The sequence below is a fragment of the bacterium genome, assembly GCA_036382775.1.
Classification (GTDB): domain Bacteria; phylum Hydrothermota; class Tepidihabitantia; order SM23-42; family JAOAFX01; genus DASVHD01.
In genome coordinates this window covers 1-22,939 of the sequence record DASVHD010000039.1, presented here as the reverse complement: position 1 = coordinate 22,939, position 22,939 = coordinate 1, and the positions used below count along the sequence as shown (strand labels likewise).

Here is a 22,939-nt window from a genome sequence, read left to right as displayed (position 1 = left end):
CGGTTATCGTATCCGCATACCCGCCCAGGATCGCCGTATACTTACCTGCAGTCCGGTTCAGGTAGCCGCCGCCGATACAATTGAACGAGTCGGCAGCAGTGTTGTTCTGGCCGCCACCCACTGCCGCACTGTAGCCACCGGCAGTATTGGTCGATCCGCCACTCACCGTCGCATAGATGCTGCTGGCATTGTTACTCCATCCGCCACCCACCGTCGCTCTCTCGCCACCGGCATTGTTGTAAGCGCCGCCACCCACGGTCGAATAGAAGCTGGCAGCGTTGGAATTGCCACCACCCACGGTCGAATAGTAGTAGGTAGCAGTGTTGGCATAGCCACCACCCACCGTCGCACGGTCGCCCCAGGCATTGTTGTTCCAACCACCACCTATTGTCGCCTGCTGGCCGCTGGCATTGTTGTTATTGCCGCCGCCCACGAACGCCTGGTTACCGCTTGCCGTGTTGGATTGCCCACCACCTACGAAAGCATAATTATTACTGGCCGTATTGTGATCGCCACCGGCTATGGTTGCGGTCCAGCCGCCAGCGATATTGTAACTTCCGCCGCCGACCGTAGAATATTCGCCGCGGGCGCCATTGAATTGGCCGCCGGCCACGGTCGCCCGGTTGGAAGCGCTGTTGTAATACCCACCGGCGACCGTGCTGTATTTAAAATTGCCGCCCGAGGTCCCGGTAGTACAGACCACGCCAAGGTTCACGTGCGTGCTATCGGCGTTGCCGAAGAGCACGTTGCCCGGCCGGGCCAGACCCCATCGACCGCCCATTAGTAAAGTCGTGTCCGCGCCGTCCGAAACAAGATAACTCCAGTCGTTGTCCATGGAACTATCCGCTGCCGGTTGCCAGGTCGTGCCGTTCCACTTGATCACCTGACCGGCCACAGCACCCGCCTGGCTGATCTTCGGCATGGTGACCGCTGTATCAGCGATCTTAGGAGTCGTCACCGCGCCATCCTGAATCATGGCGTTCGCTATGGAATTTACCTGCCCTTCGTTAACGTAGTCGATGTTGAAGTTCACAGTATCCTTGCCCTGCAGCTTGTGGGCGTTCGCCGCGACTCGCGCGCTGTCGACATATGCAATCGAGCCCCAGGATAAAATCCCGGATCCGTTCGTCTTCATGACCTGGCCGTCCGTGCCGCGACCATAAGGGAACTCGTAACCGTTGGCTTCGGTTCCGAACCAGACGTGCGGCATATCCACCATGAACGTCGAGTCCTGGGTGAGGTTGCTGTTTATACCGAAGAGGTAGGAATAACTCCCGGTCGCGGTTATCGTATCCGCATACCCGCCCAGGATCGCCGTATACTTACCTGCAGTCCGGTTCAGGTAGCCGCCGCCGATACAATTGAACGAGTCGGCAGCAGTGTTGTTCTGGCCGCCGCCGGTCGCCGATAAATGACCGCTGGCGGTATTATAAATACCACCGCTGACCGTGGAATAACTACCGGATGCGATGTTACCGGCGCCCCCAGCTACCATACTGTAATTGCCTGTTGCCCGGTCGTTTGCACCGCCGCCTACGGTCGCGGCATATCCACTGGCCGTGTTGGTTCTTCCGCCGCCCACTGCCGAATAATCGCCGATCGCGGAGTTGGAATCGGCATAATCCTGACCACCGCCGCCGCTGACCACTGAGTACGCGCCCCGCGCCCGGTTTTCTTTTCCACCTCCCACAGTCGCGATATAACCACTGGCGATATTGCCCTGACCGCCACTCACGGTCGCGTTATAATTGCCGGCCGTGTTGACATTTCCTCCGGCCACGGTCGCGCACTCGCCGGTGGCAACATTGACGGATCCGCCGGCCACGGTCGCGCACTGACCGCCGGCATTATTAAGATATCCTCCGCCCACAGTGGAGTATACGTAATTCTGCCCGTTGGTTCCGGTCGTGCTGGCAAAACCAAGGTTAACATGCGTGCTGTCGCGGTTTCCATAAAGCGTATTGCCCGGCCGCGTCAAGCCCCAACGTCCGCCCATTTGGAGCGTCGTGTCCGCGGTGTCCGTGATCCGGTAGATCCAGTCAAAATCCGGCGCCGAATTTACCGCGTAAAGCGCCGTATCCGAATAAGTCGCGCTGTACGCATATGGAACCGACACGATCCGCGTGCGCGGGCTTAGCGTTTGCCCGCCGACTATGAGCTCTAACCAGCGATTCGCGCCCGTTTTGAATACGGAGTCCGGGATTTGGGTAACCCCGCCCAGCAGCACATTGAATATCCCCTTATCCACGCCGACCGTACCTTGGGTTTCGGTCCATTTCAGGCTGCCGGCAGAAACCGCGTCATATATTGAAAAGGTCATAGAAACCGACGGATTGGTGATCGGATTGCCTAGCGTATCGGTCAGGTAACCCTGGTAGTTCAGAAGCCGCGGTGAAAGCCGGCCATCGGCCGGACGCTGCGCGACAATACCGCTGGCGTAAGCAAAGATGCAAGCTGACGTCAGAATGATGAAGGTCAAGCGTTTCATGAATCCTCCTTTAAGGATAATTATTTTTTAAGACTTAAGTCTACTGATTATATAAAAAATGAATCCAAAGTCAATATCGCTCTTAGGTCTTTATAAATTTTGTTCTTTTATTCTTTTATAATGATACTACCTTAACCATCCGGTAACAAACAACCTTTTTGCGGCTTTCAGACCGCATTTTTGATATTTATTATATGCCGCGGCCGCGCGGCTCTGGATCTCCTCGCCTGATTCCAGGTTTATCCAGCCGTCGATCGCAGCCTTCAACGTATACGCTTCCGGCGCGCACAGCCCGGTTGTCCACAACAATGGATACCCGCCGAGCGAATCCAGGATATCGCTGAAATATGACTTGCTCAAACACGCAAGGACGATCACGTCTTTGGGCTTGCTGTCCGCCATTGGCGCCGGCAGGCTGTCAAGGCTGAAGTCCATCAAGCCGTTATGCCCGACATAAGCGACTAGTTTAACGTCACCTGATATATTGGGGCATGTATTCGTGTCATTCGCAGGCAGTCCAATGCGCATTTGAACATCATTCGTGATTGTTTTCAGGAAATCCGTGATCGCTTCCTTGATCGCGCTCCCCCGGTAGGCATCCGCGACCAGATATACGTTCATATCATTTCTCTTGAAAATGCACCTTTCGAGGATATTCGCGCCAGTATTCGTCTCATTCGCTACCATTCGCCAATTATCGCTTTTCAAAAAAAAGGTCTTAACCCCGCCACCGGCGCCCCAGTACAGGTTGTGCTCTGGGTCTTCCCCATTCCCCAGTTTCTTCGTCACCGGCACTATCCCCTGATACTCGTTGTCGCACAGCGCCACGAAGACACGGATGACTAAAGGTTGGCTGTCGGCCACTGCTGCCTGCAAGTCTTTTATTATTTCATCCCTTGTCTCGATCGCCCGTGCTGAGATGTTCGCAAACGTAGCAGCTAACAATACACCGATCATTATTGCAGAAATTTGTATTTGGTGACTATTCTTTCTATCGTAAACGATCACGACTAAGTATAATTACAATAACCCAAAATATCAATATGCATTTGCGTGGACCATTTCACATTTGACATAACGCCAAAAGAGAATATAATTGAATCATGAAACACCATAAAAAGGAAAAAACAAATAAAAATCTCAAATCCCAAGTCCTGGACCTGAACGGCTTGATCGACTACAAAAGCGGCTCAGTGGTGAGCCGTGAGGTTATAAATAAAAAAAAGGGCACGGTGACGCTCTTCTCTTTTGACCGGGGCCAGGGTTTAAGCGAGCACGCGGCGCCGTACGACGCCCTGGTCTATTTGCTGGCCGGCGAAGCGGCGATCACGATATCAGGTAAAAAGCACCGCCTTAAAACCGGCGAAATGATAATTATGCCCGCGCATGCGCCGCACGCGCTTGCGGCAACTAAGAAATTCAAGATGATGCTCGTGATGATAAGGTCGTAAAGATGACGCAATGCAATTATGCATAGAGCCCTAACTCCGGAGGAGAAATGAAAAAATACCTGTTAGTGATCGTATTGGCAGCACTGGGATGGACGCAGACTTTCTATCCCACCGCAGATGCCTACATAAGCCAGGGTGATCCGAGTACTAATTTTGGAACACAAGGCTGGCTTATTACCTATGGTAATCCGTGGTCATTGGTCTATCGCACCTTGATGCGATTTGACCTCTCAAGCCTCCCGCCCGGAACCCCGATTTCTGCGGCCACGGTCAGTCTCTATATGTGGGACCAGGCAGGAGTCGATTTTAATGTTGACATTCACAAGGTTTTGGCATCATGGACCGAGACCGGAGTAACCTGGAGCAATCAGCCATCCTTTAATGCGACAGTTGAATCATCCCTTCCATATCAGGGATATACCTGGTGGCACTTTACTATCACGGCTCTCGTCCAGGATTGGGTTAACAACCCCGGTTCAAATTACGGTATGATACTAAGGAACAATCCAGAAATTCCGGGAGACAACGGCGGGCGATTCGCCAAATTCTATTCACGGGACACGACGATCAACCGGCCATATCTTCTAATAACCGCCGTGAACATTGAAGAAAATAAATGCGGCGATCTTAGCAATCTCCAGGTCAAACCCAATCCATTCAATGAAAAAACGTCGATCACCTTTTCGACATCTAAGACATCTAAAGATGAGAACATTGCTGTTTATTTATATAATGTCGAAGGTCGAAAAATCAAGACTATAAGAGAAGGAAAAACAACACCGGGTTACCATTGCATCCAGATAAGCAGTGAAGGAATACCCGCCGGAACTTACTTCTTAATTATAAAATCAGAGAAAACTTCTCGGGTTATACGCACGGTAATTGTCAAATGAGAGGCATCAAAAACAGGCAGTTCTACGCTCTGATCTACTACGTGGTCAACGACTATGTATCACGCCGGGCAAAATATCGGGACGAACACTTCAAGTTTGCGCGGGCGGCACAGCGGCGCGGTGAGCTGATCATGGGCGGTGCGTTCGCTGATCCAGTTGAAAGAGCCCTGCTTATATTCCACGTTACGGCCCGTTCGGTCGTAGAAAATTTTGCGAAACACGATCCTTATGTCATCCACGGACTGGTGACCAGATGGGAGATCTGTCCCTGGACCGTCGTCATCGGCCCGGAGAAATTCAACCCATCTTCAGACAAGCAATCAGTGCCAAATCAATAATACACAAACTCGACATGTTTCCAGATCTTGTCTAATCATGCAGAGCAGCAGAAAATGGATGAAGAGGAGGTAAACATGGCAGAAAATCGAACGTTAAAAATCGGCGATGTGGTCCCTGAAGTTGTTTTGAATGACCAGCATAATAAAGAATTACGTATCGCCGATCTTAAAGGAAAGAAAGTGTTATTATCATTTCACCCCCTTGCCTGGACAAAAATCTGCACCCGGCAGATGAAAGCGCTCGAAGAAAACAAAAAACGGTTCGATGAATTGAACCTTGTTGCATTGGGTATCAGCGTCGATACGGTGCCATCCAAACATGCCTGGGCAAAAGACATGGGAGTCAGAGAAACAAGATTGCTCTCTGATTTTTGGCCCCATGGCGCGCTTGCTAAGAAACTGGGGCTTTTCCGTGAAAAAGACGGCTTTTCCGAACGGGCAAATGTTATTATCGATGAAAAAGGTAAGGTGACATTTGTGAAGGTTTATGACATTTCCCAATTGCCCGATATCGAGGAACTGATAAATTCCCTGAAAACGCAAAACACACAGTGAGCAGTGCCCGGCAACGATCTGCTACCGTTTGGCAGAACACGCGGCCTTCGGGAAGGGTTTAAAAATGAACCGCATGACCAAGCCAGAAGAAAAATGCGATCGCCAGTACGTGAAGGATCCACCAGCTGCGTGTCAGCAATCTGAATTTATTCATTTTACCTCCATATCAAGTGACCTAAAGAATAGATCAATGAGATGACCACCAAATGCACGAGCCACCATCCATAGTTCGGGTATCGGTAGAATATCCCCTTTTTGACCGTAGCCGCGTCATAGCCGCGAGACTCAAGTTCAAAGAGCGCTTTCCCGACAAAAAACTTCCCCCAGAGCAGCACGATATCGGCTAAAGTGGTCTGGAGCAGGATCGACGTGATGGTTAGCGGTTTGGGCCAATAAACGATAGTGAAATGCGCCATAACTACCGTCCCCAGGATCGCGAGCATCCCGTTGAGCACGTATCCGTAGCTCAGTGTTTTCTTATATGAAAACAGCAGAGGTACAATAATGATACTGAGAATTCCGGAGATGAAAGGGACAAAGTTGGAGGAGTTCTTTGTAAACGGATGGATCCTTGCATGAAGAAGAAAACCGCCGATCGCCAAGGCGACAAGCGCGGCGATCAATGTTGTCTTTATGTATGACCTGATTGACAAGTTACCTCCTTTCAATAGATCTCAAATATGCTGACCGCAAAATGATCATCAAACCATCCCGTTTACCTCTTGACATTCTGAATATGTGTCATATAATGACGCATTGATGGATAAATTACAATGATCTAAAGGAGGTAACATGAAATATTTTGCGATCCTGGTAGTATTGGTAATGCTTTTTGTTAACTGCGCTCCTGTTTTTGTTGAAGCTCCGTCGGGCAGAGAGGTCAAGCTGCAAACAGTGACGACGGATTCCGGTATTCAATCATCGATGAAATGCTGGTATCTTTTTTGGGGCTTGAAGCCGCTCTCCAATAATTCCACCGCCGACTTAATTACAATAAAGAACCTGTCAAGCATAAAAGTGAAAGTCTATTATAGTTTTGTGGACTGGATCATTTCATGTTTGACGGGTGGAATTGTAATGAGTAATACAGTTATAATCCAGGGTGACGTAAAATAGAATAATCCATACCGAACAAAGTATATCATAATTTAATCCCGGAGGATTTCAAGGCGCAAGTTTTAGTTAGGTAGCTGATCGCTGTCATTAACCGCTTGTGCGGAAATTCGAAACACCCAAAGTCAACGCTTCGAGGATATCCATATCAACCTTTTGAGCGCCAGGCTGCAGGTCACGTACCGGTCCAGAATCCCTTCGCTTTAAAAGTTTACAAACAATGGTTTTCTTATAATCCCGAGTGTTTTATCGCGGGACCGCCAGCTTTTCGATTCTTCTTCCCCGGTTCCGGATCTTCAGGAAAATCTTCTGTTTTCTGTCCAGACTTTTTCTATCGTAGCCACATGCTTTTTCAAACCATCTGTCAACTGTTTCAAAATGTTTTTGGTGGATATCGTACGCCCTTTGAATGCTTCATAAATTTTTCCATCCATTATAGATCTCTCGAAATTCAGGGCGATGGATAAAGCATTGATAAGCAATATATCATATTTTTTGATGTTGGTTAATTGATCGTTCAGATATTCTATCGAGATCTCTACTGCCGATGTAGTTAATTTATCCGCATTATAATCCACTGACCTTTTCTCTGAACTCAATTGACGCACCAGCCTGGCATGTTCGGCTTCATCGGCGGCTAAAGCCGACCAAAAAGCCTTGCATTCGGGGAACTTGTTGGAATAGGCGTTATATAGTAAGCTTATCGTTTCCTCATGTATTTCAAGCAGCGCCCATATATCATGATAACCTCGTTGGATAGTCATTTCAAGCCTGCCATGGTATGGTATGACTATAATTGAACTGAAAAATTGCCAAATGTCAATGGGGCAAGACTATAAAATACGGCAAGGTGGTTCTTTGCTCTGAAAATCTCCGATATTTCATGAAGGCGGGCGGGTACATGGCAGCAAAATCACCATGTCGTTCCTTGGAATCGCACAGTGCATGCATTAAAGGTGATCAGGCAACCTTGACAAATCCTCTATTGAGATTATAATATCGATAGAGGAAATGTTTTGAAGGTTGCTCTAACACTAACATGATAATGAGTATCCATAAGGTCGCGTGGTTAGATGAAAAACAAAGATAAAACACATATGCACCTTATGCATAAACACGTGCAACTCCGTCAGCGGATTGCTAAATTAGAAAAATCAGAAAAAACTCTTAAACAACAGACGCAAACTGCTTTACTTGAGATAAGTGTTAAATACGCCACTCTGGTCAAAACCTCGCCCGATGCGGTAACATTAAGTGATTTAAACGGTAAGATCATTGACGTTTCGCCACGCACCCTTGAATTGCACGGCTTTAGAAGCAGTAAGGAATTGATCGGAAGAAGTGCCTTCAACCTTATTGCCCCCGTTGACCACAAAAGGGCGATCAAAAACCTTAGAAAAACGCTGCAGGAAAATTTCGTAAGAGACATAGAATACATCTTACGGAAAAAAGATGGGTCAAGCTTTATGGGTGAGCTGTCTGCTGCATTGATCAGGGATGTTCATGGTCGGCCTAAAGCTTTTCTTGCCACAACCAGAGATATCACCGAACGCAAGAAAGCCGAGAAAGCGCTTCGAGAAAATGAAGAGAAATATCGCACTTTAACCGAAAATATAAATGTTGGCGTGTACCGGAACACACCCGGGCCAAAGGGGAAATTCATCGAAGCCAACCCGGCAATCATCGAAATGTTTGGCTATAAGAGCAAAGAGCAAATCTTTGCGATAAATGTCGCGGACTTATACCAAAAACCCGAAGACAGAAAAAAGTTCAATGAAAAAATGCTAAAAGATGGTTTTGTGAGAAATGAAGAGTTGTATTTAAAGAAAAAAGACGGTTCGCTGATTATCTGTTCGGTATCGGCCGTAGCAATAAAAGATGACAAAAGAAAAATAAAATATTATGATGGCATCATCGAAAACATCACCGAGCGTAAACGCGCAGAGGAAGAACTGAAAAGGCTCGCCACGACAGATCCGCTGACTGACCTTTTAAACAGAGGATCAGGACTGCTTTTTTTCAATAAATATGTTCAGTTAGCCATGCGGCAAAATACGAAATTAAGTATTTGCTATCTGGATATAAATGAGCTCAAAGCGATTAATGACAATTATGGGCATAAAGAAGGCGACGAAGTTCTCAAACTTGTCAGCAAATTTATAAAGGAAACAATACGGATAAGTGATGCTGCTTGCCGATTGGGTGGTGATGAGTTTTTGATTATTTTTCCTCAATGTGCAGTTGCTCAAGCCGTCGGTATCGGGCAGCGAATCGTTAAGAAAGTCGCAGTCTACAATAAAAGACGTATTAAACCTTACACCGTAGGTCTAAGCTATGGCTTTGCAGAATACGGTCCAGGTAAAAAGAAAACCATTGATCAGCTGTTGACTATTGCCGATCAGGAAATGTACAAGCAGAAGCATGCAAAGCTGAAGCGCTAGTTATCCGCTATAAACTAAGATCCCCATCATCGTTTAAAAGTTTAAAGGTGCCATATCTTCACTTAACTAACCACCACTATAAATAACTACTTAAAAATCAAGACTTTTATGGGGTAAGACTATAAAATTTATTGTTTTCGTTTAATCCCGCATGATGCATAGCGGGGCAGGTCAGTTTTTGTTCATTGACTTCATTTTGACATCGAATATAATCGCCTAACAGGCAAATTACGTTATGAAGAAAATAAAACATGAAAAAAGTCGGTAACGTAAAGATCAATATATACATTATGAGTGTTGTGGCAGTACTTATTGCCATAGGTATTTGGTTTTTATTCTTCCAGGTGCTTGACACTCCGTATCCACAATGGCTTCAGGGATTACGCAGCTTAGTGCTCCTCCCCTATGCGATTGGCCTTGTCATAATCCACGAATTGATCCACATGATGACCGCCTATTTGTATGTTCCCGTAAGCAGCGTGCGTTTACGTATCAAGATATTGACCTGGGAGGTCAGCGTGGACAAACCCTTACGGCGTAATCGCTATTTATTGTATACCTTCGCGCCCGGATTTATATTATCACTATTTGGCATCCTGCTGTATGTGATTTTCCATTCATCCGTGGACGTAAGATTTTTTTCCGGGATTCTTTTTATATTCGGTTTCGCCGGTGCTACCGGCGACATGTTTCTTGCCTTAGGCGCGCTTAAATATCCCGGGACCTGTTACATTATCGACAGGGGCGCAGAGCTGGATGTATTGATACCAGAATCCAGCGAGATTGCACGCTAACGCTGCACCGGATATTCACTGACTCTTGATTTTAGACTGCATAACAGTTATAATCACCAGGTCCAGATAAAAATTAAGATTTATTAGTTAGGATCTAAATAGATAACGGAGGTTCGATGACTTATAAAACGATAAAGATGAAAGCAAAAAAGAACATCGCTCTTATTGCCCACGATAACAGAAAAAAGGACCTGCTCGAATGGGTGAAATATAATAAGGGTTCACTTGAAAAGCACAACCTTTATGCCACCGGAACAACCGGCCAGCTGATTAACGAAGAGACCGGCCTTGAAGTAACCAGGTTCAAGAGCGGTCCCCTGGGCGGCGATCAACAAGTCGGCGCGAAAATTGCCGACGGGCAAATTGATTTCATGATTTTTCTATGGGATCCCATGGAACCCCATCCCCATGATGTAGATGTCAAAGCTTTGCTGCGGCTATCGGTCGTCTGGAATATCCCGGTTGCGTGCAACCGGTCGACCGCTGATTTTTTGATCTCCTCGCCATTGATGAGCACAGAATACGAACGCTTGTTTGTTGATTATGAAGCCCCTAGAAAGGAATCAGTGAACGGGCGATACAAGGAGTGATCCGGTTACCTTTTATAACGGCCCATCAATTCGCCCTGGGCCAGGATGTGGCCCTGGAGCGCCATAACCAGTTGTTTTTTGGTTAAACCCGGCACATCATCCAGCACCACGTCCAGAGCGCAGAGCCGGAAAAAATACCGGTGCGTTCCTGATGGCGGGTATGGCCCGCCCCAGCCGATTTTCCCAAAATCGTTCTTGCCCTGGATGCCGATCCCCGGGACCCGCTCGTCCGGACCAATGTCTTCGGGCATTTCCTTCATCGCGGCGGGCATGTTATAGACCACCCAGTGAACCCAGCCGCCGGAAGGCGCGTCCGGGTCGTCAACGATAAGAGCCAGACTTTTGGCTTGTCCGGGTATCTCGCTCCATGCCAGGGGTGGCGATATGTTTTCCGCGTCACCGGTATATTTTTTTGGTATCATGCCGCCTTCTTCAAAGGCCGTACTGGTGACGGTAAACTTAAGGATTTTTGCATCGGGTTCGACCGGTTTCGATTCCCGTCCATTCTGACAGCCGAATAATGCAATCATCAAAAAAAGAATGAACTGCTTCATAATGCAACCCCCTTTACAATCGATCACGCTGCTGATTTTCGCCATTATTATAATGTGCGAACGAATAAAGTCAACGACCGTAAAGAACAGTAAACAGGTCGACCCGTAAAGGCCGTTGACTTTGCCTGAAAACCTCATAGAATATTTCCGTTGAATTTTTATCCGAAGCCAATACTCGCGGGATCAAACTGCTGAACCAGAAATGAATCACCTCGGATTCTCAAGTTTACAAATTATGGTTTTCTACTAATCCCGTGTGTTTTATCGCGGGGCAGGTCGGATTTCCAGTTACCACATCTTTTTGGATCCAAAATAATTCGTGGTGATCCGCTTTTGATATATCCAGGCTTTGACCTTTAGATTCATTCTAACCTCATAATCAAAATCGCCCTTTATAAGCGAACCGATAAAAGGCAAAGCGGTGCTCAGATTTTTTGCCGTGCAGGGAAAATGCAGTAAAGTATCCGCGTTTTTCCCCAATATAATTTCCCCCGAATATGCTCCCTCCCCGAATTTTTTGTTATCATAGTATACATCATATGTTATATCCGTAAGCTTAATGGAGCGGAACCATTTGCATGTCACCCAAACCTTGGAATCAAACTCGGTTTCATTCAGGCCAATATTGGTAATATTAACATCTTTTAAGACCACCTTATACTGCGGCTGACAGGAACATAACAACAGCAGTAGTATGGGTATAACGATACCAACACAGTGATTGATTTTCATTTTGTTCTCCCTTCGGCTAAGCCGCTAACGATCAGTTTCCGGTTTCAAGGTCAGGCCCCCTGGCCGTTTGATTACGTTGGCGTTGCCCGATCTTCAGTAAAATCTTCTGTTTTCTGTCCAGGCTTTTTCTGTCAAATCCACATGCTTCTTCAGACTACTTGTCAGCTTCTGCAAAATATTCTTAGCGGATGTCGAACGCCCTTTAAATGCTTCGTAAATTTTACCGTCCATTATGGATCTCTCGAAATTCATGGCAATGGATAATGCATTGATGAGCGATATATCATATTTTTTGATATTAGCTATTTGATCGTTCAGATATCCAATCGAGATCTCTACCGCCGATGCATTTAATCTATCCGCGTTATAATCCACCGCCTTTTTTTCGGCACTTAATTGATGCACAAGGCCGGCATGTTCAACTTCATCCGCCGCCAAACCCGACCAAAAAGCCTCATACTCGGGAAATTTCTTGGCATAAGCGTTATATAGTATGCTTAATCTTTCCTCATGTATTTCGAGCAGTATCCATATATCATGCTGGCTCTGCTGGATAGTCATCTAATGTCCGTCGTTGGTATTTGAGATCGCTTTACCTACTGCAGTTTTACGATCTTTACGCTCGGATTAGCCCTGCCGGCCGGTGCAACAAAATAAACACCGGGTTTTAAGTTTTCACCCAGCATGGCGCCGCGGCATGACACAACCAGGCAGCCGGTGACATCATAAATATTGAACAATTCACTCTCATGGCCAGGGACCCGGGCATCCGATCTGAACGGATTGGGGTTAACACAAAACTGCAACACCGGGATTTTCCGACCGGTCTGCTCGGTGATGAAAGTTCCGCCGCCATCGGTTGTCTTAAGTATGCAGGCTTCGCAACACGCGGCAAACCCGGTATCGTCGTCAACTGGGAACCAAACTGAGTAAACAATACCCTTAGGCACAAACTGATGACTAAATGTCAGGCCGCCGTCCGTAGTCTTAAATATCTCGAAGCCGGTGCCGCCAAAATAACCGACCTGGTCATTTAAGGGAAAATGTACCGTATGGACCGCTGCGTATTCTTTCCCTGCATCATAAGGACGCATGGTATCCCATGTTACCCCGCCATTTGTGGTCTTGAAAATGAACATATCCCATCCCACGGCATAACCAACCTGCGTATTCACGGGAAAGTCAATATCTTCAATACACACATACATTGTTGCCGGTGTGATATCGGTCCAGGTAATTCCGCCGTTTACTGTTTTCCGAACACCATCGCTCCCGCCAACGTAACCGACGCTTGCGTCCACCGGGAAATCGATCGCCAGCAATCCTTCGGTAGTGCCCGAGGTCAGCCCGAACCAGTTTTCGCCGCCGTCGGTGGTTTTTATGATGACACCGTTATAACCAACCGCAAAGCCGGTGTCGCAATCAATCGGGAATTGAACGGCGTAAAGCTCAGAAGTCACGCCTGAATACTGCTCCACCCAGTCGCTGCCGCCATTCGTGGTTTTGATCACTATGCCGTAATCACCAACCGCATAACCGATCTCGGTATTTTCTGGAAAATACACGGCCTTTAATCCACCGCTCAAACCCGTGGCTTGCGGGTTCCATGTCCAGCCGCCATTGGTAGTCTTGAAAACACATGCTTCATTGTAGCCATATCCAACCGCGTAGCCGGTTTGCGCGTCCACCGGGAAATGTATGCTTTTCAGGTCAAAAGAGTCGCTTTGGAATACGGTTAGCCAGCCCGCATGGCTCAGGTTGAAAAAACACAGGATCGAACAAAACACGACAAATTTTATCGAAAATGATTTGATCGTATGCATAAAGACCTCCTTAGAAGTACTACTATATTATACGCTGAAATCCGTTATGCGCAAGGGTATAAATCAAAGAATGCCGTTAATGGCGTTAATGTCGTTGGGATCGTTAATATTGTCAATAATTGATAAATTGCGGTATATCTTACATAGTTGAAGGGCATCCGTTTGCGAACGTGTTTGACAACGACGATGAGTCGCGTGAACTCAAGAGCGGCATCAATCATTTCCGTTCTTGGAAAAAGGCGAGGATGGGTGGTGGTCTTTACCGAACGGCCGGAAAGATATCCCGTTTCTCTTTTCCCTGATGGCTCAGAAACTGTAAATCAAAGCGCTTTTTTCATTTTGAAAATCACGGTTTCATCATGTCTTTTTTCAGGGATTGTCTCTACAATATATCCACATCTCTTCCAAAAACGTATAGCTTTCCTGTTATTGGTTTGGACTGCTGATAATATTCCTTTAACCAAGTACTTCTGTGTTAAATGGCTTTCTAAAGCTTGAACGACCTTGCCACCCAGACCTTTGTCGCGATAATCAGTTGAGATCATGATCAGGGACAGAAAGCTTGATTCCTTATCCTCCAATATAGGAATAAAATCGACTATTCCCATGAGATTACCTTTCAGATCCCATATCCCGCAGTATTCCCCTTTTTCTTCTTTTGAATGTTTGATATCTTTAAGAACCATCTCAATCGAAGCGTTTGGCATGGGTCCCAAAGCCAGAAAGTCTTCTGATTGCTTGTATACTTTTAAAATAGCAGGGAAATCATCTTTTTCAACCGTCCTAATGGTGAATGCGTTAGTTTGCAGTATTACCATGATTATCTACAATCTCGGCGTTGAGTTTTAATATATCAAGACGACAGTTGTTTTTCGAATACCTGAATATTTCTAAGGAAAAATTCCTTAATTACTTTCCATTCCCAATCGACGCCTTTCATGACCATAACCGGCGCCGGTTCTTCCTCGGCTTCCTCGAAAAAAGTCAGGCTGCGCAGGACATGATAATAATTGATGGTCGATGATGAAAAACGGTCTTTGAAGGTCTGGCAGACCTGCTCGATGGTTGATTTTAGCTTAATAACGACGTACAGGTCGACGAAATCTTTTTTTGATCCCCGCTGGGATATGGCTTTCATTTTCTCGGCGGAAATATCGCGCCAGTCGGCCAGATTAATGTTCTGCCAGGTGATGGCCGGGAACAACCGCGGCGGATTGTAATACAGAAACGATAATTTTATACCGTCCGATTCGCAGTGCAGAGTTCCTTCGGTGGACATGAGGATTTTATCCGGGCTGATCCGGGAGATTAGCAGGTCAATATTGAATTGGTGATCGTTGAAAAAATCAAAATCCGCGGATTTTCGGTGCCCTAATTGCAGCGCCAGGCCCGTGCCGCCGGCCAGATAAAAATCTTTGAGATGGGGAGCGATCCGTTGCAGGATCGAAGCGGCGTTTACTGGTAGTACTTCTTCAAACACGCGACCTCCCGTATCGGGATGTTGAAACGGACCGCCCAATATTTGCCGGCCTGGGGTAGCAAACTCCGGTTTTTTTTCACAGTTTCGATCAGTTTTGATATCGCGTAAAGGCTATTCAACATTTTAATATCATGCCAGTCACCGAAATTCATCACGCGGCTGATCACGTAGCCGGCGTTGCGGACAGGATCGACGTCACCGGCATCCCAGAATAAGACCGGATTAAAGATCGTTTTTGGATCGGTTACATTATTATGACTTTTCGCTTTCTTTTCCACCCAATATTATACATTTTTCCAGGTACTTTTCAATAGCCTCACGCATCGGTTTTCTTCTTATATTCCGGCGCAAATCAGTCATTTTGATGCACGATAATCACGAATTTGATGTATTTATCTACGCTTATTTGTTTCTATTAAAAAAATACCGATTTCAGGTCACGTAGACCGCAGCTTCTATCACATAAAATATTGGCTAAGTCCGTGATTAATAATCCAGGGTCTTAGTTTACAAACAATGGTTTTCGTTTAATCCCGCGTGTTTTGTCACGGGACAGCCGACTTTTCAGCTTTGTTTCATTGCCAGCCTGCTTAGCGCTTCCACAACCTCCGGGGCAGGTTTTTCCTTAAGTTCTTTCTTCATATAGGCGACATGCCGCTGGCCCCAGTCCTTAGCCTCTTGAGAAAGCTTCATTTGAACCAAAACATGTATCAGCAGCGCCGCACACCCGCTGCGGGATGGATCCTTGAACAGGGCGTCTTCCAAAACCCTTCTGGACTCCGAGAGGTTTCCAGACTCCCGCTCCAGGGTTGCATATCGCAAGACCGAACGGAAATAAACCTCTTTCAGGTAATCTCTACTCTGATTCAACCAATCCTCGTAAGGGTATTCCTTCAGGTAGTCTCCTTGATATAGATCCAGTGCTTCTCGATAGGCTTTCCGGGTTTCTTTCAAATTTTTTGAAAAAAAGCCTTTCTCAGCGCTTTTAGTTGTGCCCAGGAACACCTGCGAATCAATCCAGAATCGCTCACCGGGAAAAAAGCTGTAAGCTCCGCGCCGGCTCTGAAAGAAAACGTAGTCCATGTCATGCAGGTGCCAGGGCTCAAAGACGCTCCTCAGGTAGGAGTATAGGTTGTTCAAGACCTTCAAGGTTTTTTTGGGGTGAGGTTCTCTCCAAAGAGTCTCAAGGAGTGAATCGGTAGTGTGCCATTCATCGGGGTGAGTGATGAAGAAAAGAAACAACCTTTCGACTCCGGGAAGGATCCAGTCCTTATGCGTGAACATCTTACCTTCAAGAAAAACTCGAAAGGACCCGAGCGTATATACCCGGTACCCGGCATGTTGCTGCCACCCCTTAAGAAGAAGACGGGATGTCTGGCGTACTTCTTTCACCGGGTCGTCTTTGAGCTTGGTAAGTTGCGCGCGGAAATAACGGGCGTCGTGGACCTTCAGGGCGCGGAGAAAATTGACTTTCCCTTCAGGTTTATGCTGAAGGAGCCGTTTCAGGAGAACCGGGTTACGAAGCTGGATAATCAATCGGCTTAAAAATTCCGTGGGGAGCAAATCCTGACCAATCTTGAGTAACAACACAGTCAGAACGTCTTTCTCATCGTACAAGGCTGAAGCCATGTGGTATTGCTTGGCTCCCGCGATACATTTCTTTAACCATTCGAGCGCTCGATCCCTCTTGTTGAGCTCTGCGTACCCTTCAGCCAGATGCAGTGCTTCGAAAACGTAAAAATTCCACTTTTTAATGGATTCGGAAGCCTCGCGAGCCTGCAATAGTAAAGCAATGCCCTTTTCGGTTTCCCCGGATCGGAGGGCAAAATTACCCAGATGCACAAGACAGAGATCATACATGACAGAAAGCCCCTTTTCCCGAGCTCTGGCAAAAGCGCTTTCGACCAGGTCTAAGGCCGCGCTCAAGTCTCCCTTTTCGAAATAAATTTTAGCCAGGTTGCATGAGATATGGATTTCTAATTTAGCGTCAGGAAGCTCTCGCATTAGGTCCAGGGCTTCCTTAAAAGCCCATTCCGCTTTGCTGAGAAGCGATTTCTGACCAATCCAAAAATTCCCCTGCACCTGCCGAAGAAAGACGAGCCGCCCTCGGCTTCCCGATTCCTCGATCAGCTCCTCGGCTTTGTTCAAACATTTTTCCGCCTTGTCAGATGCACCCAATGTCTGGTAAACACTGCTTAAGTTGATCAAAAAGTGAGCCGCGGCAAGAACTGAATCCCGGATCAGCAGGGGTTTGACAACATTTTCAAAACGAAATGCCGCGTCCTCATAATCCCCCTGGCAAATTTTGACAACTCCCCGGTTGCCTTCCAGGATCAATTGATCGATCAAAAAGTTTCCCCGCTGGGCGGTCTCCACCCCCTTCTCGATGGCGCTTTCCGCTTCCTCGAATTGTCCTAGATTGATGTGAAAGGTAACTAAGGAAATGAATATTTGCGGACCAAGCCAGCTCGGCACGTTCCTGCTCAAGGCTTTATTTAAGAGAGGTCCGACCTGGTTAAGGTTTCCCAATCTGAGCGATGCGTTACCAAGGCCCCAAAGTCGCTCCGCCTCATTACCATCGTCAGGTGGAACCGCGGTATAAATCTTCAACGCCTGCTGATAATCACCAAAAAGACAAAGAGCGTGGCCATAGAGCAGGGCACGTGAAGGATCGGATGCAGGGTCTGGAAGGCCGGAATATTTGAGGGTTTTCAGCACCTTCCCGACACGCCCCTTTTCGAAGAGCAATTGGCGAAGGTCGTCCATATTGCTATTATATCAGCTTTATTCTTAAATTTCAAGTCTTTTACATTAAATGGGTTGCCTTCATTGGATATTCATTGGACTTTGTGAATATAATATCATCGTGGAAAGTAATCTCAGTAAGGCAGAAAAAAATGTGACAATGAGATACGTCCGCAAAAAAAAGGAGGTTTGACATGAAATATTTTTATCCTTTGATGATCCTTTGCTGCGCCGTAATCTTCATGCCCTCGATGGCACGCGCAGACTGGGAACCGCCGGTATGCATCGTTCAAGACACGGCCTTGTTGCCCTTTAGTAATGCCCGAGGCATTGCGGCTGGCCAGGCTGGAACACTTCATGTTGTCTGGTGGAATCCAGACAACGGAGGAATCCCTGGAGAAATCTATTACAAGCGCTCCAATAATTACGGGACTACCTGGTCCCAGGGTGTCCAGCTCTCTACCAATGTTGACGGTTGGACCGATTGTCCCGCGATCGCAGCTTCAGGCCCCTATGTCCATGTCGTCTGGGAGGATGCAGAAGGTCCGCTCTATTACAAACGCTCGACCAACGGCGGCGTTAGTTGGTCTGCTCAGATCAACTTTTCAGGCAGTACACCCTGGGCTCACATGCCGTCCATTGCCGTCGCCGGATCCAATGTTCACGTTGTCTGGGCAGACAGGCGTCTTCATGGCGGACCCGGGTACTGGTATATTTATTATCGGCGCTCAACGGATAACGGAGCGACCTGGTTCAATGAAGATAGCCTTTGCCCTGCGAGAACCGATTATTACGAAGACCCCCGTCCCTCGGTCTCTGCTTCAGGAAACAGCGTGTATGTTACATGGCAGGATTTTCGTGACCAGGGCTTAAGCCATGAAGTATATTTCAAACGTTCAACCAACAACGGAGCCACCTGGTTTCCAGATACCCGGCTTACCTACGGCGCCTATTCATTCTATTTTCTACCCCGTCCCACAATTGCTTCCAGCGGGTCGAATGTTCATATTGTCTGGGAAGATACGGGCGGCGACACTTTGTGGCAGTATCTCTATTACATGCGCTCGACAGACCAGGGAGTCACCTGGAGCCCCTGGGTTCGGTTAGTACCTGACACGCTTCACGCAGAACAATCGACGGTAACCGCTTTGGGCTCAAACGTTCATGTGGCTTGTATGGCATATGCGTGGTCGAGTGGAAATTTGGGAATCTTTTATGGATGTTCAACAAACAATGGCGCTACCTGGTCGAAGGATACGCTCATCCTTGCGCCACCGGATTCTTTAGGATATGACCATCCTGCAATAGCTGTTTCGAATACTGACACAATAATCCATCTGGTATTTGGAAACGGCAACACCGTCGATGGTGGATCCATCTTTTATTCCAGAAATGGCAGTCCGCCCATAGGGGTGGAATCGGAAACAGGATACTCGTTACTAAGGTTGGCCGGGCAATACAATGTGGTCCCTAATCCCTTCATTTCTTTTGCCACGATCCCGGGCCATGAGAACGAGCGCTTCGTGGTCTACGATGTCGCAGGACAGCGGATCGGCACGGAGCGCGGCGACCGGATCGGTGAGAACCTGACGCCCGGAGTTTACTTTCTCAAGCCAGCGAACGGTGGAAATAAATCCGTGCGGCTCGTGAAGGTGAGATAAGTATGTATTGTCGAAAAGGAGGTTTACCATGAAATCTTTCATTTTTCTTCATTACGGGATTTCCCCTTCCCGGATTTTCAAACCCATAGCATCTGGCGTGATCTTCACGCTGGTGATTGCGGTGCCGCTTTTTGCTCAGTGGGAACCCGACTCACAGCTGACATTCGACACCAACATATCTTACACTTCATACAACAATGCCTGGTGTGTTGCGGCTAACGGAGATACGATTCACGTCGTCTTCTATGACGACCGGGATAACACCTTTTTTGACATTTATTATAAGCGCTCTACGGACGCGGGCATAACCTGGAGCCCGGACACCCGGCTTACAAATCACCCTGTTGATACCTATGCAGACTCTCCCTCGGTCGCGGTTGCAGGATCCATTGTTCATGTTGTCTGGTGTGACGGCCGGGACGGAAATCCTGAAATTTATTATAAGCGTTCCCCGGACTGTGGAGCAACATGGGGCGCTGATATTCCGCTGACTCAGGACGACTCCTCATCGTATTATCCATCAATGACTGTTACGGGCACGCAAGTCCATGTGGTCTGGCGTGATAACCGGGATGGCGGGTGTTACGAGATCTACTACAAACATTCAACCGATGGAGGGGTGAGCTGGGGAGCGGACACGCGTTTGACCACGGATGCTGCTGAGTCCTGGTATCCGTCGGTCGCGGTTTCCGGTAATAATGTGCATGTCGTCTGGCCGGATGACCGGGACGGTAACGGAGAGATTTACGACAAACGATCGACCGACAATGGAACAACCTGGGATGCGGATCTCCGCATGACCAATGCGCCTTCGAACTCGGATTTCACTTCTATTGCGGCTTCTGGTTCTGACGTTCATGCCGTCTGGCGGGATTACCGCGACGGTAACATGGAGATTTATTACAAGCGCTCCACTGATAACGGAACCACCTGGGAAAACGACGCCAGATTGACCGATAATTCCAACTGGTCGGTTTACCCATCGGTCGCGGTTTCCGGATCAAACGTGCATGTCGTCTGGAATGACAACAGGGACGGGAACATGGAAATCTACTACAAGTTTTCAACGGATCGGGGCACAACCTGGAGCGCGGATACCCGCCTGACAAATGCCATAAGGTTCTCACGTAAACCATCTCTGGCAATATCAGACTCTATGGTTCATGTTGTCTGGGAAGACAACCGCTGGGATCCTTCTGAGAACTTTGAGATCGTTTATAAGTGCAATCCGACAGGTAATCCGGGGACGGGCGTGGAAGAGAATGATCTAGGGGACAGACGGAAGCCGGTAATGGAGCTGAACACTGTGCCCAACCCCTTCGCTTCTTTTACCACGATCCCGGGCCATGATAGCGAACGCTTCGCGCTCTACGATGTCGCCGGGCAGCGGGTCGGAACCTTCCGCGGCGACCGGATCGGAGAAGGGCTTGTTGCGGGAATATATTTCGTGAAGCCGGAATGTGGTAACGGCAATACTGTCCGGATTGTGAAAATAAGATAATTAGAAATTAAAGTGGAGGTTTGGCATGAAACCGTTATCCTCTATTTATGCCAGGTGCTTGCCTTCTCAGGTATTCGCATTCGCGGCATATGGAGCACTTGCCGCGCTTATTCTCGCTGTTCCGCTATTTGGTCAGTGGGAGTCTGATGTGCGCCTTACTTATGATGATAGCCTGTCCCTGATGTCAATGAACAATGCTCGTTGCATCGCCGCAGGACCCAATGGTGCTATTCATGTGGTCTGGTATGACACGCGCGATGCTGGAGAATATGCGGAAGAGGTCTATTATACGCGTTCAACGGATTGCGGAACGACCTGGTCAGCGGACCTTCGTCTGTCTGCCAGCGATGGCTACAGATCCTGGCGACCATCGGTTTGTGTCGAGGGTTCTAATGTGCATGTTGCCTGGTATGATGAGCATTCAGGAAGCCCAGGTATTTTTTACAAACTCTCGAGTGACGGAGGATTAACCTGGACCCTGGAAATACCGCTCGGAACCGGATTCCAGTGGCCTCCCTCAATCGCTGCTTATGGTTCATATATTCATGTGGTCTGGGTAGCAATTGGTCAGAATTCGCATACAGAAATCCGGTATAACCGCTCTTCGGATGGGGGAGTATCGTGGTCCGGCGCAATAAAGCTTACGAATCCCGATTCTTCGCAGGAGAATGATGGTCTGCCTTCAGTTTCGGCATCCGGCTCGAATATTAATGTTATATGGCAGAGATATAATAGTACATACAATTATAATATTTGCTTCAAACACTCCTCAGACCAGGGGGTCACATGGTCTCAGGATGAAAATTTACTTCCCTGGCATCTCACTTTGTATCCTTGCCATGCGCTGTCCGATTCGATAATTCATGTAGTCTGGCTTGATGCGGTGCCCAGTGGACAGATCTACTACAAACGTTCAATCGATCACGGAATGACCTGGCTTCAAGAAGAACAATTATCCGATAGCATATACAGGACTAATTTTCCTACAATAGCTGCTTCAGGCCTCAATGTTCACGTAGTCTGGGAAGGTACGCCCGAAGGGTATCCAGGGTCAAACATATACTATAAGTTCTCTTCGGACGGAGGAGCGACCTGGTCAGCACAATCCGTTCTCACGACGGACACTATCTCGGGAGCGGGATTATATCCTTCTATTGCGGTCGGCGATACAATGGTGCACATGGTCTGGCAGGACGGCCGCCATGGTCATCCTTATACGGGAAACAGAGAGATCTATTACAAACGCAACCCGACGGGCAATGCTTTGGGAATAAATGAGAACTCGGCGGACCGCATGCCGCAGATACCGACCAGACTAATTGCTTTTCCCAATCCTTTTACGTCCTTCACGACAGTAACTGGATATGAAAAAAACAGTTTTGCGCTCTACGATGTCGCCGGGCAGCGGGTCGGAACCTTCCGCGGCGACCGGATCGGACAAGGGCTATCAGCCGGGGTGTATTTCCTCAGGCTCGATGGCAATGATGCTGAGTCGAAGAAGATCGTGAAGCTGAGATAATAAATGGGATTAAAAAATGGATGAACATGGAGCCCTTCGATTTCGAGGCTATAAATGAACCTGATCAGTGACCAGAGAGACCTGATCGGCCAGGTGCTTTTGGATATCGGATACATCTCCCCTGACCAGTTATCCGAGGCTAAAGTCCGGCAGGAGAACTTTCCGGGGAAGCGGCTGGGTGAAATTCTGATCGAGCTGGGTTATATCTCCCAGACGCGATTGAAAAAAGGCCTGGCGCTTCAGGAGCTGGAGCGCGAGTTC

The 22,939-nt window shown here is 47.7% G+C and carries 24 protein-coding genes; 12 read left to right on the top strand and 12 right to left on the bottom strand.

Going from position 1 to position 22,939, the window contains the following annotated elements:
* On the bottom strand, nt 1-2,488 hold a 2,488-nt coding region (locus VF399_10385), incomplete at its 3' end, for a hypothetical protein (GenBank protein ID HEX7320746.1).
* Nucleotides 2,489-2,614: 126 nt separating this feature from the next.
* Nucleotides 2,615-3,445, bottom strand: coding sequence for a hypothetical protein (locus tag VF399_10380; protein ID HEX7320745.1), 831 nt, complete (start codon nt 3,443-3,445; stop codon nt 2,615-2,617).
* A 146-nt stretch (nt 3,446-3,591) separates the two neighbouring features.
* Between VF399_10380 and VF399_10375 the strand changes: the two genes are divergently transcribed.
* From VF399_10375 to VF399_10360, 4 genes are all read left to right on the top strand, one after another.
* The gene (locus VF399_10375) at nt 3,592-3,939 is read left to right on the top strand and encodes a cupin domain-containing protein (GenBank protein ID HEX7320744.1); all 348 of its coding nucleotides are present in this window, start codon (nt 3,592-3,594) and stop codon (nt 3,937-3,939) included.
* A 47-nt stretch (nt 3,940-3,986) separates the two neighbouring features.
* Nucleotides 3,987-4,832 carry a DNRLRE domain-containing protein gene (locus VF399_10370; GenBank protein ID HEX7320743.1) on the top strand — a complete coding sequence of 282 codons (846 nt, stop codon included), beginning with the start codon at nt 3,987-3,989 and terminating at the stop codon, nt 4,830-4,832.
* Nucleotides 4,829-5,170: a YciI-like protein gene (locus VF399_10365; protein ID HEX7320742.1), complete on the top strand. Its 342-nt coding sequence runs from the start codon at nt 4,829-4,831 to the stop codon at nt 5,168-5,170. The genes VF399_10370 and VF399_10365 overlap by 4 nt, the downstream gene beginning before the upstream one ends.
* 75 nt (nt 5,171-5,245) lie before the next feature.
* Entirely contained in the window at nt 5,246-5,725 is a 480-nt protein-coding gene (locus VF399_10360; protein HEX7320741.1) for a redoxin domain-containing protein, read from the top strand.
* 155 nt (nt 5,726-5,880) lie between these two features.
* Here the strand turns inward: VF399_10360 and VF399_10355 are convergent, their stop codons facing one another.
* Complete coding sequence (locus tag VF399_10355; protein HEX7320740.1) at nt 5,881-6,378, bottom strand: hypothetical protein; 498 nt, start codon at nt 6,376-6,378, stop codon at nt 5,881-5,883.
* 139 nt (nt 6,379-6,517) lie between these two features.
* On the opposite strand from VF399_10355, the gene VF399_10350 reads away from it, so the two are divergent.
* The gene (locus VF399_10350; protein ID HEX7320739.1) at nt 6,518-6,841 is read left to right on the top strand and encodes a hypothetical protein; all 324 of its coding nucleotides are present in this window, start codon (nt 6,518-6,520) and stop codon (nt 6,839-6,841) included.
* 293 nt (nt 6,842-7,134) lie between these two features.
* On the opposite strand, the gene VF399_10345 is transcribed toward VF399_10350, so the two are convergent.
* On the bottom strand, nt 7,135-7,602 hold the full coding sequence (locus VF399_10345; GenBank protein HEX7320738.1) for a hypothetical protein: 468 nt from the start codon (nt 7,600-7,602) through the stop codon (nt 7,135-7,137).
* 309 nt (nt 7,603-7,911) lie between these two features.
* On the opposite strand from VF399_10345, the gene VF399_10340 reads away from it, so the two are divergent.
* The 3 genes from VF399_10340 (at nt 7,912) to VF399_10330 (ending at nt 10,663) form a co-directional block, all read left to right on the top strand.
* Nucleotides 7,912-9,279 (top strand): PAS domain S-box protein, encoded by a 1,368-nt coding sequence (locus tag VF399_10340; protein HEX7320737.1) that lies wholly within the window; start codon nt 7,912-7,914, stop codon nt 9,277-9,279.
* 251 nt (nt 9,280-9,530) lie between these two features.
* Nucleotides 9,531-10,073: a DUF3267 domain-containing protein gene (locus VF399_10335; protein ID HEX7320736.1), complete on the top strand. Its 543-nt coding sequence runs from the start codon at nt 9,531-9,533 to the stop codon at nt 10,071-10,073.
* 116 nt (nt 10,074-10,189) lie between these two features.
* Complete coding sequence (locus VF399_10330; GenBank protein HEX7320735.1) at nt 10,190-10,663, top strand: methylglyoxal synthase; 474 nt, start codon at nt 10,190-10,192, stop codon at nt 10,661-10,663.
* Nucleotides 10,664-10,668: 5 nt separating this feature from the next.
* On the opposite strand, the gene VF399_10325 is transcribed toward VF399_10330, so the two are convergent.
* From VF399_10325 to VF399_10290, 8 genes are all read right to left on the bottom strand, one after another.
* Nucleotides 10,669-11,217 (bottom strand): YbhB/YbcL family Raf kinase inhibitor-like protein, encoded by a 549-nt coding sequence (locus tag VF399_10325; GenBank protein HEX7320734.1) that lies wholly within the window; start codon nt 11,215-11,217, stop codon nt 10,669-10,671.
* A 288-nt stretch (nt 11,218-11,505) separates the two neighbouring features.
* A complete protein-coding gene (locus VF399_10320) occupies nt 11,506-11,949 on the bottom strand; it encodes an LEA type 2 family protein (GenBank protein ID HEX7320733.1) in 444 nt (147 codons plus the stop codon).
* 93 nt (nt 11,950-12,042) lie between these two features.
* On the bottom strand, nt 12,043-12,510 hold the full coding sequence (locus tag VF399_10315) for a hypothetical protein (GenBank protein HEX7320732.1): 468 nt from the start codon (nt 12,508-12,510) through the stop codon (nt 12,043-12,045).
* Between the two features lie 35 nt (nt 12,511-12,545).
* Nucleotides 12,546-13,772 (bottom strand): hypothetical protein, encoded by a 1,227-nt coding sequence (locus VF399_10310; protein ID HEX7320731.1) that lies wholly within the window; start codon nt 13,770-13,772, stop codon nt 12,546-12,548.
* Nucleotides 13,773-14,092: 320 nt separating this feature from the next.
* Nucleotides 14,093-14,590 (bottom strand): GNAT family N-acetyltransferase, encoded by a 498-nt coding sequence (locus VF399_10305; protein ID HEX7320730.1) that lies wholly within the window; start codon nt 14,588-14,590, stop codon nt 14,093-14,095.
* Between the two features lie 35 nt (nt 14,591-14,625).
* Entirely contained in the window at nt 14,626-15,252 is a 627-nt protein-coding gene (locus VF399_10300) for a nucleotidyl transferase AbiEii/AbiGii toxin family protein (GenBank protein HEX7320729.1), read from the bottom strand.
* Nucleotides 15,228-15,530 (bottom strand): hypothetical protein, encoded by a 303-nt coding sequence (locus VF399_10295; GenBank protein HEX7320728.1) that lies wholly within the window; start codon nt 15,528-15,530, stop codon nt 15,228-15,230. The genes VF399_10300 and VF399_10295 overlap by 25 nt, the downstream gene beginning before the upstream one ends.
* A gap of 286 nt (nt 15,531-15,816) precedes the next feature.
* Nucleotides 15,817-18,018: a BTAD domain-containing putative transcriptional regulator gene (locus VF399_10290; GenBank protein HEX7320727.1), complete on the bottom strand. Its 2,202-nt coding sequence runs from the start codon at nt 18,016-18,018 to the stop codon at nt 15,817-15,819.
* A 173-nt stretch (nt 18,019-18,191) separates the two neighbouring features.
* On the opposite strand from VF399_10290, the gene VF399_10285 reads away from it, so the two are divergent.
* The 4 genes from VF399_10285 to VF399_10270 form a co-directional block, all read left to right on the top strand.
* Complete coding sequence (locus tag VF399_10285) at nt 18,192-19,658, top strand: hypothetical protein (GenBank protein HEX7320726.1); 1,467 nt, start codon at nt 18,192-18,194, stop codon at nt 19,656-19,658.
* Between the two features lie 28 nt (nt 19,659-19,686).
* The gene (locus VF399_10280; protein HEX7320725.1) at nt 19,687-21,159 is read left to right on the top strand and encodes an exo-alpha-sialidase; all 1,473 of its coding nucleotides are present in this window, start codon (nt 19,687-19,689) and stop codon (nt 21,157-21,159) included.
* Between the two features lie 25 nt (nt 21,160-21,184).
* Nucleotides 21,185-22,678 (top strand): exo-alpha-sialidase, encoded by a 1,494-nt coding sequence (locus VF399_10275; GenBank protein ID HEX7320724.1) that lies wholly within the window; start codon nt 21,185-21,187, stop codon nt 22,676-22,678.
* A gap of 54 nt (nt 22,679-22,732) precedes the next feature.
* A partial coding sequence (locus tag VF399_10270; protein HEX7320723.1) for a hypothetical protein occupies nt 22,733-22,939 on the top strand: 207 nt, incomplete at its 3' end.